17 protein-coding genes are annotated in these 17841 nt (G+C 54.5%); 11 read left to right on the forward strand and 6 right to left on the reverse strand.

The genetic code is table 11. The features are described from left to right. Nucleotides 1-5 precede the first annotated feature (5 nt). Nucleotides 6-1034 (forward strand): glycosyltransferase family 2 protein, encoded by a 1029-nt coding sequence (locus tag ACXAET_RS01595; RefSeq protein ID WP_475180097.1) that lies wholly within the window; start codon nucleotides 6-8, stop codon nucleotides 1032-1034. A gap of 66 nt (nucleotides 1035-1100) precedes the next feature. On the opposite strand, the gene ACXAET_RS01600 is transcribed toward ACXAET_RS01595, so the two are convergent. Further along, nucleotides 1101-1874 carry a polysaccharide deacetylase family protein gene (locus tag ACXAET_RS01600; RefSeq protein ID WP_475180102.1) on the reverse strand — a complete coding sequence of 258 codons (774 nt, stop codon included), beginning with the start codon at nucleotides 1872-1874 and terminating at the stop codon, nucleotides 1101-1103. Between the two features lie 11 nt (nucleotides 1875-1885). Beyond that, entirely contained in the window at nucleotides 1886-3058 is a 1173-nt protein-coding gene (locus ACXAET_RS01605) for a Wzz/FepE/Etk N-terminal domain-containing protein (protein WP_475180106.1), read from the reverse strand. 99 nt (nucleotides 3059-3157) lie between these two features. On the opposite strand from ACXAET_RS01605, the gene ACXAET_RS01610 reads away from it, so the two are divergent. The 3 genes from ACXAET_RS01610 (at nucleotide 3158) to ACXAET_RS01620 (ending at nucleotide 7677) form a co-directional block, all read left to right on the forward strand. Next, complete coding sequence (locus ACXAET_RS01610; RefSeq protein WP_475180110.1) at nucleotides 3158-4270, forward strand: glycosyltransferase; 1113 nt, start codon at nucleotides 3158-3160, stop codon at nucleotides 4268-4270. 881 nt (nucleotides 4271-5151) lie between these two features. Continuing rightward, nucleotides 5152-6792, forward strand: a complete 1641-nt coding sequence (locus ACXAET_RS01615; RefSeq protein WP_475180115.1) for an ABC transporter substrate-binding protein — start codon at nucleotides 5152-5154, stop codon at nucleotides 6790-6792. Nucleotides 6793-7281: 489 nt separating this feature from the next. Further along, a complete protein-coding gene (locus ACXAET_RS01620) occupies nucleotides 7282-7677 on the forward strand; it encodes a VOC family protein (RefSeq protein ID WP_475180120.1) in 396 nt (131 codons plus the stop codon). A gap of 132 nt (nucleotides 7678-7809) precedes the next feature. Here ACXAET_RS01620 and ACXAET_RS01625 read toward each other — a convergent pair whose 3' ends face one another. From ACXAET_RS01625 to ACXAET_RS01635, 3 genes are all read right to left on the reverse strand, one after another. Beyond that, nucleotides 7810-8409: a hypothetical protein gene (locus ACXAET_RS01625; RefSeq protein WP_475180124.1), complete on the reverse strand. Its 600-nt coding sequence runs from the start codon at nucleotides 8407-8409 to the stop codon at nucleotides 7810-7812. Nucleotides 8410-8848: 439 nt separating this feature from the next. Continuing rightward, nucleotides 8849-9784: a mechanosensitive ion channel family protein gene (locus ACXAET_RS01630; RefSeq protein WP_475180127.1), complete on the reverse strand. Its 936-nt coding sequence runs from the start codon at nucleotides 9782-9784 to the stop codon at nucleotides 8849-8851. Between the two features lie 58 nt (nucleotides 9785-9842). Beyond that, complete coding sequence (locus tag ACXAET_RS01635) at nucleotides 9843-10658, reverse strand: response regulator (RefSeq protein ID WP_475180130.1); 816 nt, start codon at nucleotides 10656-10658, stop codon at nucleotides 9843-9845. A 92-nt stretch (nucleotides 10659-10750) separates the two neighbouring features. Here ACXAET_RS01635 and ACXAET_RS01640 point away from each other — a divergent pair, with 92 nt between their 5' ends. From ACXAET_RS01640 to ACXAET_RS01655, 4 genes are read left to right on the forward strand one after another with little or no spacing between them, the layout of a single operon-like run. After that, entirely contained in the window at nucleotides 10751-10939 is a 189-nt protein-coding gene (locus tag ACXAET_RS01640) for a NepR family anti-sigma factor (protein WP_475180133.1), read from the forward strand. Then, complete coding sequence (locus ACXAET_RS01645) at nucleotides 10932-11477, forward strand: RNA polymerase sigma factor (protein WP_475180138.1); 546 nt, start codon at nucleotides 10932-10934, stop codon at nucleotides 11475-11477. Before ACXAET_RS01640 ends, ACXAET_RS01645 begins: the two co-directional genes overlap by 8 nt. Nucleotides 11478-11482: 5 nt before the next feature. Beyond that, entirely contained in the window at nucleotides 11483-13243 is a 1761-nt protein-coding gene (locus tag ACXAET_RS01650) for a sensor histidine kinase (RefSeq protein ID WP_475180143.1), read from the forward strand. Further along, nucleotides 13221-14717 carry a phospholipase D family protein gene (locus ACXAET_RS01655; RefSeq protein WP_475180148.1) on the forward strand — a complete coding sequence of 499 codons (1497 nt, stop codon included), beginning with the start codon at nucleotides 13221-13223 and terminating at the stop codon, nucleotides 14715-14717. Before ACXAET_RS01650 ends, ACXAET_RS01655 begins: the two co-directional genes overlap by 23 nt. Here the strand turns inward: ACXAET_RS01655 and ACXAET_RS01660 are convergent. Then, the gene (locus ACXAET_RS01660; RefSeq protein WP_475180150.1) at nucleotides 14714-15715 is read right to left on the reverse strand and encodes an AI-2E family transporter; all 1002 of its coding nucleotides are present in this window, start codon (nucleotides 15713-15715) and stop codon (nucleotides 14714-14716) included. The genes ACXAET_RS01655 and ACXAET_RS01660 overlap by 4 nt on opposite strands. 416 nt (nucleotides 15716-16131) lie before the next feature. Between ACXAET_RS01660 and ACXAET_RS01665 the strand changes: the two genes are divergently transcribed. The 3 genes from ACXAET_RS01665 to ACXAET_RS01675 all read left to right on the forward strand — a co-directional run bounded on the left by ACXAET_RS01665 (nucleotide 16132) and on the right by ACXAET_RS01675 (nucleotide 17774). Beyond that, nucleotides 16132-16329 carry a CsbD family protein gene (locus tag ACXAET_RS01665; protein ID WP_475180155.1) on the forward strand — a complete coding sequence of 66 codons (198 nt, stop codon included), beginning with the start codon at nucleotides 16132-16134 and terminating at the stop codon, nucleotides 16327-16329. A 100-nt stretch (nucleotides 16330-16429) separates the two neighbouring features. Beyond that, entirely contained in the window at nucleotides 16430-17050 is a 621-nt protein-coding gene (locus ACXAET_RS01670; RefSeq protein ID WP_475180156.1) for a hypothetical protein, read from the forward strand. 154 nt (nucleotides 17051-17204) lie between these two features. After that, nucleotides 17205-17774: a PRC-barrel domain-containing protein gene (locus tag ACXAET_RS01675; protein WP_475180159.1), complete on the forward strand. Its 570-nt coding sequence runs from the start codon at nucleotides 17205-17207 to the stop codon at nucleotides 17772-17774. Nucleotides 17775-17841: the final 67 nt, after the last annotated feature.

Consider the following 17841-nt stretch of genomic DNA (forward strand, 5'->3'; position numbering starts at 1 on the left):
CGAACATGAAGCAACCAAGTGGTGGCGAGAACGGGCTTCCTTCAGTTGCCGCGATCATGCCTTGCCGGAACGAGATTAAATACATTGACGCCGCGGTTACCTCGGTCCTGGAGTTTGACTATCCGCGCGAACGGCTCTCTCTCATGGTGGTGGACGGGATGAGCGATGACGGTACACGCACGCGCCTTGATGCTATTGCGGCAAGTGAGCCCCGCATTTCGATACTCGATAATCCTGATCAGCTACCGGCCCATGCTCTCAATCGTGCGATCGACGCGACTGATGCAGATGTCATATTGCGGCTTGATGCACATGCTGTCTATCCACCTGACTATGCCCGGTCTTGTGTTGATGTGCTTCTGGAAACCGGGGCATGGAATGCCGGTGGCATCGTCATCACGCACCCAGGAGCAAAGACGCCCATGGCGGACGCGATTGCCTATGCCATGGCGCATCCGTTCGGGGTTGGGAATTCCTCGTTCCGGATCGGAGTAGGGGGGCGAAAACGTGTCGAGACCGTGCCCTTTGGCTGCTGGCGGCGCGAGGTGCTTCGGGATTTGGGCGGTTTCGCGACCGACATCCCCTATGCCGAAGACGACGAACTGAATGCGCGGATTGTCGAGAGGGGCGGCGATGTGGTGCTCGATCCGACCATCAAGGTGACTTACATCGCGAGAGGCACGTTGCGTGCTCTGGCGTTTCAGATGTTCCGCTACGGTCGTTATAAGCCAGTTTCGGGTCGGCGTCTCGGTCGGGTCACGACGTGGCGGCAGTTAGTTCCTCCCGCTTTCGTAGCGGCAATTGGCATTTCCGCGCTGACGGCGACTCTGTGGCCGCCCATGGTCGGTATTAGTGTCGCTTTGCTGGCGATTCATCTTTTTGCAGGTTGTCTGGTCGCTGCTGGTGCAACGCGCAATCTGGGGCTGGCCGCGGCGCTTCGGCTTCCGGTTGTTTTTCTTTCCATGCACGTAACCTATGGGGTGGGCTACCTCCGCGGTCTGGCGTCTCTGCTCTTTGAACGAAGCAGCGGGTAGTCTGATTTGACATGATGCGGGTGTCGCACCCCGCTTTATGGGTTCTGGCCCCAGATCGCGTTGGGCTCAGCGTCCCTCACTGCGTTTGACGTACCACAGATAGAAAAACTTAAGCCGGGTTCTTATGAGCTCCTTCAGAAATCTGGATAACTTGGCCTTATGGAAACCTTGGCCCTTTGCCCATTTCTGTATTTGCGCGGGCCTCGTACTGTTTTTGGCGCAAACCCTTCCGAAAACCTTGACCCCAAATTTTTCGTAGGGTTGCCAGTTTGGCTCGGACGTGAAGAGATATCTTATACCAGCTTCACCCGCTGACTTTATGGTGTCTTCATCCATGTCGCCTCCTGGAACTGAGGCGCTATTAATCGCGCCGCCCAGAATGTCTTCCAAGATGGTCTTGCTGCGACTCCATTCATCCAGCTTTTCATCATATGGCAGGTCCCTGAATATCGATGGATGGGTATGACTGTGGGTTCCAATGACATGCCCGAAATCATTGATTTCCCTGATTTGATCAGCGTTAAGGAACCTTCTTTCACCGATCATGGAGGTCGTGACAAAGAAGTGACCGACCAGTCCTCTCTCATGCAGTATACGTGCTATTGATAACGCCGATGCTCCGCCGTCGTCGAAGGTCAGAAGCAGTTTGTTGTTTGTGTTGCGGTCCAGAATGCTGCTCGCGCTCTCCGATCTGGAGAAGCTTTCCATGATCAAATCCAGGTCATTTAAAAATTGCTCGACCTTATGCTGATAGGGCAGTGCTCCGGGGTTTTGAAATCCGCTTGTTTCAGGATGATCTGACACCTCGTGGTAAAGAAATGAAATTATTTTACCAGTCATCTGAGTTTCCCTCAGCCAGCACCTTTGCTGCGACCTTTACCATCGTGTATCGAGCGTGGATTGCTTAGTGTGTCCATCACGATTGCGAGCAACATCATGAACAAGAACAGCGAAAACCCGACCATTAATCCGACAACTCCTGACGTCAGGTTGCTGCGACGACTCGGTGGAGTTGCCTCCGAAACCACTTGCGCGTCGGCCGTGGCGACCGCTTGCAACTGACGAATCTCTCGCAATCTCCGTAAAATCTCGCTGTGTACAGCACCCGCGGCTTCGGCGTCACGCATCAAAGTTTCAAGCTCGGGATCGGATGCAGCGTCTGCGCTGCCGCTGTCCCACCGATCGACCTGTTCAATGGCTGAGGAAAGATCGCTGGCGGCATCAAGGACAAGGCTGCGCAGTTCTTCCAGGCTTTCGGGTGATAGCTGCGTTGTGCCGCGCTCGGGCATGCGCGACAGCACAGCGCGAAAGGCTGCCTCGGCTTCGGCAAGGTTCGCGCGGATTTCGGATGGCGGTGAGGCAAGGCCTTCGGACCTCTCCTTAACCTGACGCTGAGTTTGTTCAGCATCTTCCGTCACTTCGGCCAATTGCTCTTGAAGCCTGTCTCGAACCTGCGCAATTTCATCGATCTTTTCAGCGCGCTGTTGATCCAGAAACTCGGTGGCCACGGCGTTGGCAACGATAGCGGAAAGTTCCGCATTGGTAGAAGTAAACGAGATGCGGAGGATTTCAGAATCCGCCACCTGCTGCACTTTAAGCCGCTCTTCAATGTAAAGTGCGACATCTGTGGCCGGATCGCCGCCTTCAACCATTGCTGGACCTTCCACGCTTTGGTCGAATGTACCGGATGACAGCAACGCTTCGGCGACACGCGCGATATGTGCCGGTGATCTCAGTAACTGAGCTTGTGTTTCCAGTACTACGGCAGAACTCGTCAAATCGGTGGAAACAGGCTCGTAACCCAGAATCGACAAGCTGTAGGGTTTTATCAAAAGAAGGCTCGATGCCGTATAAGTCGGCTCCCGTGCACTGTTGAGAAGCCCTGCACCCAAGCCACCAAGGAGGCTTACTATGATGATCGCCCAGATGTGGCGACGTATCGGCAACAAAATCGAGCCGTCACTGCGGGCACGCGTGTCAGCCGAGACGCTATCATCAACATTTGTACGTTGACCTTGCGACACTCTTTACTTCCTTACATAACTAAACTGCGTCAATTGTTATGCGAAATGTCGTTTTTTGCAACATTATGAATGAAATGCCGAGCTGCCTAACGTTGTTCTATGAATGAAACAAACAACCCACATGGCGATGGTCCTGTAGCCCTTTTCTTACCGACGTTGGACGGAGGAGGTGCGGAAAGAGCCTTCGTGAACCTTGCGCGGGGCATGGTAGAAATTGGCGTCGACGTGGACCTTGTGGTTGGCAATGCGTCAGGTCCCTTCCGCGCTGAAATCCCGGAAAATGTGAACCTGATCGACCTTGAGTCTCCACGTCTGATGCGCGCTTTGCCCGGGCTTGTTCGATATTTGAAGCTGCGCAGTCCGAAGCGCCTGTATTCTGCGCTCGAAGAGGCGGGTTTGGTTGCCTTGCTTGCCCGTTCACTTTCCGGAAAATCACTGGCGGTCATTCCCAGCATTCGAAATCGTCTCACTGAGGAGGCAAAGCTTGGGGGCATGAAGCGCCGCATCGTGCTTGTTCTGGCTCGACGGTTTTTACGGCAGTCGGATGCATTTATCGCTGTCTCTGATGGTGTTGCCGAGGATGCTGCGCAGGCTCTTGACCTCCCTATCGAGCGGATCTCGGTTATTCGAAATCCGACAATTGTTCCGGAAATGATGGCGCAATCGAGACAGCCGGTCGACAATCCTTGGTTTTCCACCGATGCTCCACCAGTTGTTTTGGCATGTGGTCGATTGTCAGCGCAAAAGGACTATCACACGCTCATTCGGGCAATTGCCGAGGTGCGGAAGGCGCAGGCCGTTCGTCTGTTGATCCTTGGGGAAGGTCCAATGCGTTCAGAGCTTCACAAGCTGATCTCGGACCTGTCGCTCGACGATGATGTCGCATTGCCCGGGTTTGATCCCAACCCTTTTCGATACATGGCCCGGTGCAGCGTCTTTGCGCTGTCATCGAAATTCGAGGGATCGCCGAACGTGTTGGTGCAGGCGATAGCTTGCGGCGCGGCAGTGGTTTCGACGGACTGCCCCAGTGGCCCGAGTGAAATTCTACATGGCGTCGAGTCAGCCGAGCTTGTACCCGTCGGAGATTTCGTTGCGATGGCGAAGGCAATCGAGCGACTGTTGGAGAGACAGCCGAGAGAACGAACAAGATGCTCCATGGCATCTTACGATTACCTCTTCGCTGCGCGTCGGTATCTGGAAGTGGCAGTGTAAAATGAAAGCTAGTTGCGATGGGTGCTGTGAGTGACGGGTCCCACCAGATCACTCCTTGGCGGTTTCTCAATCTTGAACCCGGAATGTACCCGACCTGTGCTCCAAAGACATGGTAGCCAGTAAGTCCGAAGCGAAAGACGCTTTGGTTTCAACAAACGTGAACTCTGCGGAAGTTCGCTTCCTTCCATCCTTCTGCTTTAAATCAGTTCAATCGGTTTTCCAAAGTAGACCGCAATCACCTTGGTGTCGCTGCTCTACACCGTGTTAGTCAAGCCACTTGGGCACGTTGCGCGATGGTTCGGATTTCGGCCCACCATGCTCTTGGCCATCATCTACTTGGTGCCATCAAGAAACATTAGAAGGGCAGGCGGCTCAACAATCCAGATTTGAATTTGCGCCTCCCGTTCCGACGACGAGCAGGGACAATGCTTCTTTTCAGTTATGTACGAAACCTGTAAGTGTTCGGCGTCGTTGATTCCTCCTCCTGAACCCATTTCAACCGGGAGCGATCTTTCACCAACCGAGAAACCTGCAAGATAACGCGGTCCGCCGTTTTCGCCCAATGGCGCGACCTTTGCGCAGCATAGGAACAGTTCCAATGGCGTAGCTGAGGCTGGTTCGAATTTGTCGGAGAGCACCCAGCCAAGATTTCGCAACCAAACTGCAGCGCACGCCTGTTCCGAATTCGAAGTGCACTTGACAGATCGACGCAGGTTAGAAGTCTGCTTGCGCTTGGGAGCAATGTCGTATTTGTTATATGGTGTCGTTTTTGGACAAGTCTCCATGGCGACCAATGGGCGCGAACCGCGCGCTCTGAGCTGCCTGTCAACCTCACCGTTTGAGGCACTCCTAGTTTCTGACGTCAACAGACGAGAGCTTTTATGTCCAGTACACACACTATTCATCCAGCCGCATTTGCCTATGCCGACGAAGTCAGAGCGGGCACCTTGTCGCGCCGCGAATTCCTGACCCGTGCCACATCGCTCGGAGTAACAACGGCTGTCGCCTACGGCCTTTTAGGAGTATCGCAACCGGCCAAAGCGGCGGCAAATGCGCAATCCGGCGGTACGTTACGCATAGAATCCTCGGTCAAAGCACTGAAGGACCCGCGTACCTTTGACTGGCCGCAAATGTCGAATTTCACCCGTGGGTATTTCGAATATCTGGTCGAGTATCAGATCGACGGCAGTTTAAAGCCGATGCTCCTGGAAAGCTGGGAAGTAAATGACGATGCCACGCAGTACACATTGAAAGTGCGTTCCGGTGTGACCTGGAACAACGGAGAGCCATTCACAGCAGAGGACGTGGCCTTTAATATAGCACGCTGGTGCGAAGCAGGGGTCGAGGGCAACTCAATGGCCTCGCGGATGGGTTCTCTCGTCGATGCCGAATCCGGGCAGGCCCGCGAGGGAGCGATCACTGTGGTGGACGACAGCACAGTACAGCTGACGATGGGTCGGCCCGATATCACCTTGATCGCTGGTTTTTCGGACTACCCAGCCGCGATCGTTCATCAGAGTTTCAACGGCGACCCGCTTGATAATCCCATTGGTACCGGCCCCTATCTGCCCGGTGAATTCGAGGTCGGAGTGAAAGCTGCCCTTGTAAAAAACGCAGATCATACCTGGTGGGGCGAAGGGGCCTATTTGGACCGGATCGAGTACCTGGATTTTGGTCAAGAACAAGCCGGGATCGTAGCGGCCGTAGAATCAGACGAAGTCGATATGGTGTACGAATCCATCGGCGATTTCATCTTTGTCATGGACGGGATCGGGTGGGCCAAGTCCGAGGCCGTTACCGCCAATACGGTTGTCATCCGACCGAACCAGGTGGCCGAGATTAACGGCACCAAACCTTATGCGGATGCGCGTGTGCGCAGGGCGCTGGCTATGGCGGTCAACAACGCCGTTCTTCTTGAATTGGGGTTTTCCGATAATGGGCGCGTCGCGGAAAACCACCATGTTTCGCCAATGCATCCCGAATATGCAGAGTTGCCTGCGCCTGTGTTTGATCCTGAAGGCGCAAAGGCTTTGATGGACGAGGCCGGAATGGGCGATTTTGAGCATGAACTGATCTCTATCGACGATACTTGGCGCAAGAATACGTCTGACGCGGCGGCCGCAATGCTTCGCGATGCAGGCATCAATGTGAAGCGCACTGTTTTGCCGGGATCGACGTTCTGGAACGACTGGGCGAAATACCCCTTCTCGACAACTGATTGGGCGCAACGACCACTGGGTGTACAGGTGCTTGCCCTCGCCTATCGCTCGGGAGAACCTTGGAACGAAAGCGCGTTCGCCAACGAAGAGTTTGACAGGCTGTTAGACGAGGCCTTTTCAATAGCCGATGCAGATCAGCGGCGCGAGGTCATGGCCAAACTGCAGAAGATCATGCAGGACGAGGGCGTGATCATCCAGCCGTATTGGAGGTCGATTTATCGCCATCACAGGGAAAATGTTGTTGGGGCCGAGATGCACCCGACTTTCGAAATCCATGTGGCCAAACTAGGGTTTGCTGCTTGAATTAGGGCTGCCGTTGCATTCGACCTGACGCAGGTTCTGCTTGTGTCAGGTCGCCGATGTTAAAACTACGAGGAATCCTTTTGGATGCTGCTAGCGCTAATCGAGGATAGGCGGCATCTTTCACGCAGCAAAACAGATGCCGCAAGTCTTGTCGCACCAGTGAGCTCTCGCAAAAGGGTACGTTTCGAATGGGCTTTGAGCCCTCATTCAGCCCACACTATGAAAGGGACAGCTTCGGAAAGCTGCATGACGGTGTATTGAGCCAAGTCACTGAAAACGCCTGCTCACCTAAAATATTGCAAAACCAGACCTTTTGAACGGGTCGCAGTTTAATCTGCGGCAACGCGGCAAGTCTGCTTGGAGCTTAAGAGTCCACGGGTACAAGTCTTGATCCGGGTGCGGCGTCGTTGGTTCCTCGGCGATACCAACGCGTCCGCGGGGGTTGTTTTGAAATTTCCGATCGGTGCTTTGGCAATAGGATGACCAACAATGAACAGTAGTAATCCAGCAAATCCGGTATTTTACTTCGAAATCCCGGTGAACGACATGGACCGGGCAATTCGTTTTTATTCGACGGTGTTTCATCTCGAACTGAGTAGGCAGACTATCGACGGCTATGATATGGCCTTGTTCCCACGAGACGATCATGCACCCGGAGCGTCAGGTGCGTTGGCATCTGGGGACGTGTATAGCCCTTCGAAATCTGGTGCTCTTGTTTACTTTGATGTCGCGGATATTGACGCGGTTCTCTCATCAGCCTCCGTTAATGGTGGCGCGGTTCTGTATCAGAAAAAGAACCTTGGCGCCGCCGGGTTTGTAGCAGAAATTGAAGACAGCGAAGGCAACCGGATTGGCCTGACAATGCCGAGCGATGAGCATCGTTGACACGGTGCTGCGCGATCTACCGGAGGTGGTCGCAAAATCGAAAGAGCCGACCCACTAGAACTGAAGATCCAACGCAAATATAAGCGGTCCACATCTGCAGTTCTGCATTTTTCTTACGTGTTGCGAAACCTGCTAAGGGTTCGTCAATAAACGGATTATCCTAATCATGCGATCCGCTGGTATCTGCATCGGCTCAATATTGAAAATTCCCATGCGACCCACAAGTTTGGGTTTCTCCAAGAATTCTTCTGCTGCATGCATACGGGGGCGGTGCGAATAATCATCGAACAAAAGCGTCACGGGTCGCGAGATACTGAATGCCGTTGCCAACGCACAGCCAACGCGAAAACGCCCGTCGACAAGAACGACATCCGGATGCCGAAAATTCTCAGTTTTCCAAATGGATAGGGGATAGCGAGGATACCGAGCGACCTTGTCGCGATCAGCTGGAAACCCCCATTTCTTGGTCTTACCGATATTTACCCAATGAACATTCACTTCGGTGCCTGTGTTTGGTGGGTTCTCCCGAAACCACCGACGCATCTTTTGAGCCCACTTTCGGTCGCTTTCAACGCTGTATATTGTTTTTCCCGTCATTTCTGCGGCAAGCACAGTGGAACCACCAGAACCATACTCCAATATGACTGAGGCTGCTTCATAATGCTCGCGAAGGACCCGTCGTTCATCGTCCGGCATCGTAAACTCGGGTCTTTGAATTTCATCCGTTTCCAACCTTCTTCTCCTCAGGCTCGAAAAGTTTCTTGATGCTTATCATTGCAATAGCAGCCTTGTCCGCATTGTGGGCGAAGAAAAACTACGTTGGTCTGATCAGAAGAACGTGTTTTGAGGCGGGCAGGGGACTTTCTTCGACTTGGCCGATGAACAAACGATCGGCATTCACATACTTTGAAACCAATTCGGAGGTCATTCGTCGGGCATTAATGCTGTTCGTTCGGCACAAAACGAATGGTTTTGGTCTTAGGTTCGCGTGGGAGAGAGAACAGCCGTATTGGCATAGCTGAGAATGGCTCGAGCTTGCCTGACTGCATCCGCACCGGAAACCGCAGTCCAAACCTACTTAAGGCCAGTCGTACACGAGCGATCAAACTGGACCGGTTGGGTTGGGCTGATTACTCCCAGCAAATCCAGATGCGACCCCTCACGTCGGATGTTATTCGGCTGCTATCGCATTTTCTGGGTCAGCCGTGGTGTTTTCCACCACTAGAGTGCGCGTTGGGAACGGGATGTTTATATTCGCCTCGTCCAATGCCTCTTTCACCTTGCGTGTCATATCGGCCTGATACTGGAAGTAGTCGGACGACTCACACCAGACGCGCACAAGAAAATCGACGCTGCTGCCGCCAAGATTGTTTACTTGGATAAATGGCTCGGGATCGGTAAGCGAGCGCCTGTCGGACATGATCGTGTCGCGAATAACGCGTTCTGCATCCGCGAGGTTGACGCCATAACCAACACCAAAGGTCCATTCTGCCCGGCGCTTGTCATAGACCGAGTAGTTCTTGATCGTGTTACCCCAGACTTCGGAATTGGGGACGATAACCATGACGTTCCCCATATCCGCAATCTCAGTGTAGTTCAGTGTGATGTCTTTGACTGTGCCAAGTACGCCGTTCACGTTGACAAAATCGCCGATCTTGAGCGGCCGGAACAGGATAATCATCACCCCGGCAGCAACGTTTGATAAAGTACCCTGAAGGGCCAGACCAATTGCCAGACCTGCAGCACCAATCAGGGCGATGATCGAAGTTGTCTGCACCCCAAACGTATTCAAAATGAACAACCCGGTGAACGCGAGGATCGTGTAGCGCACCAGATTGCCAAGGAAATTGAACAGCGTATCGTCCAACCGCTCGGATTTTTCTCCAATGCCTCGGAGTCTTCTGCTGACAAAGCGTGAAATGACAAGACCAATGATCAACAGGATAAGAGCGGCGATCGTGTTTGCCACCAAGCCAAGAATGGCTTCCAGGGTCAGCAGATCGCTGAGGGACTTCCCGTCATAAAGTTCCGTATTCAAAACCTGTGACAGTTGTCCTCCCACGCTGTCTTTCAACGTTTCCGCGGTCTGTGCGATCTCGTTTTCCATCTTGCTCCTCGTATCCCTTCATTCGCGTTGACGTGTCCCGCGACCCGGTGGTTTAGATTTAGACCTCGATCACCGCGCTTGAGGCAAAGAACATGGCCTGGCTTACTGCCGATTTGACCTTATCCTCGGTGTAGGGTTTCGAGATGAGGAAGGCCGGTTCAGGGCCTTTGCCTGTCAAAAGACGCTCGGGGAAGGCGGTGATGAAAATAACCGGGCATCCACCATGCTGAGCAAGAATGCCATTCACCGCATCAATGCCGCTGGACTTGTCGGCCAGTTGAATGTCAGACAGGATAAGATCGAACGGCTCGCGCGCGGCCAGGTTCAGGGCTGCAGCCTCGGTGCGGGCAACGCCGGTGACGCGGTGGCCCAGCTCGGTCACCATCGACTCCAAGTCCATTGCAATGATCGCTTCGTCCTCGATGATCAGAACCCGACCTGATGTATGGCGCGCCATTTCGTCATACGCGATATCAATAAGCTTTTGGGCCTCGGCAAGCTCGATCTGCATGATCGCCGCGATGTTACTGACAGAAAATTCTTCGACCGTGCGCAGCAAAAGCGCCTCACGCGTGTTGGGCGTCAGTCGAGACAGCTGGGCGTGGGCCCGGGCTTGGATGTTCGCACCATCGCCATGGGTTTCGACGGTCATCCCGGAGGAGGACCATATGCCGTGAAAGACACGGAACAGAGCCACCCGCGGAGACAGGTTGGGCTCGAACTGACCGGGGTCTGCAAGGATCGCCTCCAGCGTTGCGGCAGCATAAGCGTCACCACTTTGTTGCGAACCGGTCAGGGCGCGGGCGTAACGGCGCAGAAAAGGCAGAATGGGACCAATCTGATCTGCGACGGAAACTCCGGTCGGCTCGGTCATCTTTGTTATCCTCATCTTTTTTTGTACAGTCGGGAACCAAACGCGCAGTGATGCGTTATGGTTCCAGGAAAAATAAACTTTTTGATGAAGCCATGACAAAACCACAGCAAACGCGCCGCGACCGGCGAGAAATTGAACAAAGGATCGACGAAAACCTTAAGCGGGCTTTCGATCAAGTCGCCAGTGAACCCGTCCCGGACCGGTTCGTCGACCTGCTTGAAAAACTTCGGAGTCAGACCAGTATTTCAAAGGCCGGTGACACGGGAGGCACGAATGACTGACCCGAGGGAAGAGCTTGTCGATCATATCGGGCCGATGCGTGCATTTGCTATGAGCCTGTGTCGCAATGGGGCGACGGCGGACGATATCGTACAGGATGCTCTAATAAAGGCCTGGAGCAATATTGACTCGTTCGAGCAGGGTACCAACATGCGGGCGTGGTTGTTTACCATCGTGCGAAACACCTATTTTTCGCTACACCGGAAACGGAAGCGCGAGGTCGAGGATGTTGATGGCGTCATGGCGGAAAAGCTGTCCCAAAAGCCCGATCATGACGGGCGTCTGGCACTGAAAGACTTTGCAGTTGCATTCGACCAGTTAAACGACGAACAACGCGAAGCGCTTGTTCTGGTCGGCGCGCAGGGGTTTTCCTATGAAGAGGCCGCGGAAATGTGCGGCGTGGCCCTTGGCACGATCAAAAGCCGCGTCAATCGCGCCCGGGCCCAGCTGGCTGAGCTGATGGATCTTGAGGATGACGACACCATAGACATGACTGATGCAGTCACGACAGCGATCGTGCAAACGCAACCAGCGGCCTGACATTGATGGACTTGAAGCCCCGCAGCCTGACGGTCTATCTTGCGGCGCTTGTGACGCTGGCACTGCTGCCTTTGGGGCTGATTGCCGTGCTTCAAACGCGCGCGGTCATCGCAGAAGCAGATGAAAACTCGCGCTCATCGGTTCTGGCCCGCACGTTCGAGGCCGCTAGCCGCGAGCGCGAGCTGCTACAAAAGGCTGTGGGGGCCGGGGCGGGGCTGACGGCTGCGTTAGTGACACGTGTCGAGGATGCCTCCGCCTGTTCTGATCTTATGAAGCGGTTTGTAACAAGTGAGCCGGATTTTGTGTTTGCTGGTTTCATCCGTCCCGATGGCATTATGGCCTGTTCGACGGCGGGCGAAATCATGGACATGTCCACCGCGCCGGGGTTCTCGGAAATTCTCGAAAACCCCCAACTCACGTTCTCGGTCAGCCGAGCTGGTGCCGTAACCGGTCAATCGGTGATCATTGTTACGCAGCCCGTCATGGAGCGGACACGACTGCTGGGGTTCTTGTCCATCTCAATCCCCCACGCGCTGGCCAGTATTCCTTTGGATGCACAAAGCTACAACAGTGACGTTGTGATCGCTTTGTTTGATGCTCAGGGTCAGGCTCTGTCGTCGAATGTAGGGCTTGACCAGGTGCACCAGTATCTGCCGCCCCCTGAAGAAAACCGGTTGGTGCTGTCCAACTCGGGCAAAACTTTTCTGGGGCATACGCCACTCGGGGAAGAGCGTGTCTTCGCGGTAGCGGTCATAATCCCCGGTCAGGTAGCAGTGATTGGCAGTTGGCCAAGAGAGGTGGCACTGGCCTCGGTCGGGGCTGGAAGTTCCGCCCTTACGATTGCCTTTCCGATCCTGATGTGGGTGACTGGATTGGGCGTTGCGCTTTGGGGTCTGCACCGGCTGGTGATCCGTCATCTTGACAGCCTGCGTTCGGCTGTGCGGCGCTTTGCCTTGGGTGAACGAGACGCGATTGCAAGCTTGGAAAACGCACCGCAAGAGTTTCAGCAGCTTCAGACCGCGTTCAACCGCATGGTCGTGTTGATCCGCGAAGCTGAGGCGCAGCACGATCGCGATATTGTCGAAAAAACACTCTTGTTACGCGAGGTGCACCATCGCGTCAAAAACAACCTGCAACTGATCGCTTCGATCATGAACATGCATATGCGCACCGCAAAAGCACCCGAGTCCCAACGTCTGTTGGCCCAGTTGCAGCGCCGCGTTCGAGGTCTGGCCATGGTGCACCAAACCCTGAACCAGAACTCGCAGATGACGACAATTAACACCGAGGCGCTGATCGGACATTTGGTGGCTGAGTTGGCGCACCGCCCCCCGATCCAGGGTCAGGTGGTCGAAGTCGAGTGCCAGGTCGACCCGGTTGAGTTGGGCCAGGACCAGGCCGTCACGCTGTCTATGCTCGTGGCCGAAGCCTTGACAAACGCAGTCAAATACGTGGGCATTCCGCACGAAGGCCCGCCGAAAATTTCAGTGTTATTGACCCGATCCGAAGGAGACTGCTTGCATCTGCGGATAGCCAATAGCTGCGGTCGTTCAGACGACGAGGCGGATGCGTTCCACAGCGGCGGAATTGGTCAGCGGTTGATGCAGGCCTTCCTCAGTCAACTGGACGGAACCGAAAGCGTGACCGAGACATCGTCGCAGTACATATACGAAGTAACATTCGAAGTTGCCGAGGTCGAAAGCTCCAGCGAGCCCAGAATGCTTGCGGATAATGGAGGCGGCGATGCCCGAGCCGCAGCAGAATGATTTTGAGGTTCTGATCACCGCAGAACAAGCATGGCCAGCCTTTGAACGGGCAGTTCTTCAGGCCCGGCAACAGATCAAGGCAAGTTTTCGAATCTTTGATTTTATGACGCGCCTGCGCAGCGATGAGGCGCGCCAATATGGCGAAACCTGGTTTGATCTTATCGAGCACGTCATACGAAAAGGCGTTTCGTTCCATTTGGTGCTCAGCGATTTTGATCCGATCTTTGCGACCGAGTTGCACGAGCTGAGCTGGCGTACGAAAAGGCAGGCTGTCGCGTTGGCCGAGATCCTGGGTTCTGATCTAGCGCCACGGTTAAGTGTTCGCGTTTCGATGCATCCGGCACAGGCGGGTACCTTGCCTTGGGCCGCGTTGTTGCCGGCGGTTCTTCGGAAAAAGGCGCAGAAGATGCGAGACCTGACGCGTGAGCGTGTGGAACGGCAGGCAGTGCGCCTTGGATCGGATGCGCTGCCCAAGCTGCACACGGTATCGCATCATCAGAAAATCGCCGTGATCGATAATGAGGTCTGTTACTTGGGCGGTCTGGACATGAATGAAAGGCGCTTTGACACTCTGGATCATGATCGCCTTGCCAAGAATACATGGTCAGACGTGCAAGTGATGGTACGTGGCCCCGAAGCTATTGAGGTCGCGCGCCACATAGATCGGTTTGAGCAGGAAATCGCGACCGGAGAACCTGACCCGAAGGCGACATACCTACGCCGTACCCTGTCCAGCCCCCGCCGGTTTGCGTTTTGGCGATTGTCTCCGAAAACCATTGCGCACGAGATTGAGGACGAACATATCGCCGCGTTTCAGGCCGCGCGGCATCTTTTGCATATCGAGACCCAGTATTTCAGGTCGACCCGACTGGCGGAGGCTTTGGCAGAGGCGGGCCGCGTCAAGCAGGACTTGAAACTGGTGCTTGTTTTACCCGCCTTGCCGGAAGAGATGGCCTTTGGCGGACATGATGGATTGGATATTCAATATGGGCTGGATCTGCAGGCCAAGTGCCTCAGTGTCATCCAGCAGGGGTTTCAAGACCGACTTTCGGTTGCCACTCCGGTTCAGCCGGCTGTGGCAAGTGGCACAAATGACCGTGCCGGGCTTCTGAGCGGCTCTCCGATCATTCACGTTCACAACAAGGTTCTGGTGGTGGATGACTCTCATGCGCTGGTCGGCTCTGCCAACCTCAACGGGCGATCGCTGCGCTGGGATACTGAGGCCGCCTTGCGGGTGACAGATCGCGAGCGTGTGGCCACGTTGCGACGGGCCTTGGTAGATCATTGGTGGTTTTCAGAAGGCGCACGCAACGCGGTTGAACCGGAGCGGATGTTTTCTTGGTGGCACCGCGAGGTTGAGGCAAACGGTGTGCGGAGGCCCGAAGCGCGAACTGGTTTCCTGGTACCGCACGATCCAGAAGCTGCGCACGAATTGCGACAAGCACTCCCGGGGGTGACCGAGGACATTGTTTAGCTGTTTTCAGCTGGGGTTATGACTTCGGGGTTCAGCAGCACTCCGAGCCACAGCAAGATCGGCAACGCAATGATCGCCCCGACAGGCCCCCATAGCCAAAGTCCAAAGATGATTGCAATGAACACGACCAGAGGGTTCACCTGAAGCCTTTGCCCGACGAATGCAGGTGTGACGAATTGCGCCTCTGACAGGTTGATTGCCAGAAAAATTAGCGGAGGCACAAGCGCGGCCGCCCCGCCGAATTGCGTCAGACCCGCAATCAGAAGGCCGGATACGATCATCAGCGGGCCCAGATACAAGATAAAATTCAGAAGCCCGGCGGCCAGCCCCCAGACCACAGCATCATTGATTCCGATCAGAGCCAAGGCAGCAGCCGTAACGGTTCCCAGCGCGATGTTGACCAGCGTCACTGCAGCGAAGTAGCGATAGACCGCTCGGTCAGCCAGATAGAGTCGTTCCGTAAAGCGGCCGGCTGCAGCGTAGACATCAGGTTTTGTAAGAACAAAAAAGAACAGGGTGCCGATAAAGATCAGAATCTTCGACCCGAAGTTCGGCGCCAGCCACAATGCATCCATGACTGAGGGCAGCGCAGACTCTTTTTCCGCTCCCCCATCGGCCCCTACTGTTTCTTCGATCTCGCGTCCGATTGTTTCGATCCCGCGAATGAACTCGGACATTGCAGCAACCCACGAACGCAATTCGCGCTTGATGGCGGGCAGCTGCTCGACCAATGTTGAAAGCAGCGGCTCCAGCAACAGGAAAGCGGCGAAAACAACAGTGCTTGTCGCAAAGAGCAACGCCGACGCAGAGATCACGCGCGGGCATCCCAGCCTTTCAAGTTTGTCTGCAAATGGTGAAACCACAACGCCAAGAACCAAAGCAAATGCGATTGGCGCCACGATAGGTCGAGCAAGATATAAGGCTGCGATCAGGGCTATCCCTGTCAGGATCGCCAACATCACGCGTATTGCTGTGGAGGTGTGAATGGCTGCGGGCATTGGTGCAGATCACTGCCTGCGCAACGTATCGTTTGCACAATTGTTGGATTGCAACTTGTCAGGCTCGAGGTCAAGCGCAGGAGCAAATTGGCAGGCAGATGTAAATTGGTTTGCCATTCCGGTCGTCTCCTCATTCAATTGTCAGTCGACGTAAGCGATCTGTTTGCGAACGCGGTCGAAGGCGCAGTCATTTCCGAATTTTTACGTGCATCGGACTGACCACATGCACGCAAACCTAACGTTTGATCGGCGGGATGGTTCCCGAGCATGTCTCCAATCCGCCTTCCAGCCCGGAAAAGACCCGCATGAAGCCGGAAGCCGAATAGTCGAACGACGAAACTTCCGACCTGTTTGGAACCGGTTTGCATCCTGCGCGTTTAGAATGTGTGCGGAAAAAAAACTGAAAGGAGAAGACGATGAATTGGGATCAAATTCTTGGGCGATGGACCGAGTTCAAAGGCAAGCTGCGCGAAAAGTTCGGCGAATTAACCGATGATGAAATCGAGCAGGCGCGAAGCGACCGTGAAAAGCTGGAGGGTATTATTCAGAAGAAATATGGGGATTCGAAGGAGGACGTCCGCGACACCGTAGACCGTATCATCAGGGATATGTAGCGCCGGTATCTATGTCAAAACCCCGATACGGGGCGGACGTGTTTTGCCACCCGCCCCGTGAGACTTTCCCCTTCACACTTAGCCGTCGAGGCTCAATACCATGAAAATTTCTGCAGTCATCGATACGCCGTTTATCGCAAGCGGCAGCACAAACCCCATCGGACAAATTGTCGATGTAGCAGTACGGCCAGGGCAACTGGTACTGGAATACGTTTTGATCAACCTCAGCGGTGTCGGAGGGTTTGACCCGGTTGCTTTCTCTGCTGAGACACTGCAGTTCAGCCCTGACAAAGTAAGCTGCGTCTATACGCAAGAGGAAATTAATCGTCTTCGTCCGCGCATACCGACCGAAGCCAACCTACCTGTAAACATCGAGGGGCTTCCACCGCTGGTTGTCGGACCGTTTGGCGAAGCGATTGCCCCAGTGGTCATGGGGGCAGTATTGAACGATGCCCTGCAAAAGCGGCACTCGCCCGAGCCGCCTGCCAGTGAGTACCGCTGGTTCGGAGCTTTAAAGGGCAGCCCTGCCTTTGACGCGAAAGGAGAGCTGGGCGCTGTGGCGGACATTGAGTTCGACCCGTCCAGCAAAACGTTGCAGTTTATTCTGATCGATCGCCACAATGATGTGGCAAGATTTCGCTTTGAAGATTTGCGAAACATCCCCGATGAGGAAAACTACCTGGTTCTCTCCGAAAATTCTGATCCGACCCGTTCGGCCTGATGGCGGGAGATAGCTCTGGCAATCCCCGCTCGAAACGCGGTTTTTTCTTTTTAAAACAACTATTTTCAATTTTTCTGGGAACTAGTCCTACCGTCATTCGTTTACTGGATAAGACCGCAGACAAAGCGGTCAGAACAGACCAAAGGAGTGAGCTATGAAACATATTCTGACCACAACTTCGATTGTTCTGATGGTATCGGCGCCGGCTTTTGCAGAAAGCTCGAATGTCGACAAAGTCGGTAAAAACCTGGAAGAAGCGGCTGAGGCGGCGGGTGACGCGCTGTCCAACACCGCAAAAGATATCAAGAATGCCGCCCAGAACACCGCGCAGGACATCGACCAAGCAGCCGAAACGACTGGTGACTACATCAGCGGAGCGGCAGGGCAAGCGGCAGACGCCGTTGATCCGATGACGATCGACATCGAAGGCTATGTCCCCATAGCAAATGATTCCGTTCCGGCCGAAGAATTGAACGGAATGCGCGTCTATGACGCGTCAAAAGAGTGGGTAGGAGAGATTGAAGAAGTCGTCGTGGACATGGATGGATTTGTTGACGGTGCGGTCATTGGAGTTGGCGGTTTTCTCGGCGTGGGCGAGAAGGATGTTCTGATCGATTTCTCGCGTGTATCCCTGATGCGTGAGGTTGACGGAAACACCACGTACGCCTTTGTACACGCAGACAAAGAAACGCTGAAAGAAATGCCAACCCACCAAGGGTCATAATCAGCTTTCATGTATTTGCACCATACTGATCCGTCGGCCGGCATTCCTGGCCGGCGGGTTACTTTGA

The sequence above is a fragment of the Ruegeria sp. AWH4_226 genome, assembly GCF_056159225.1.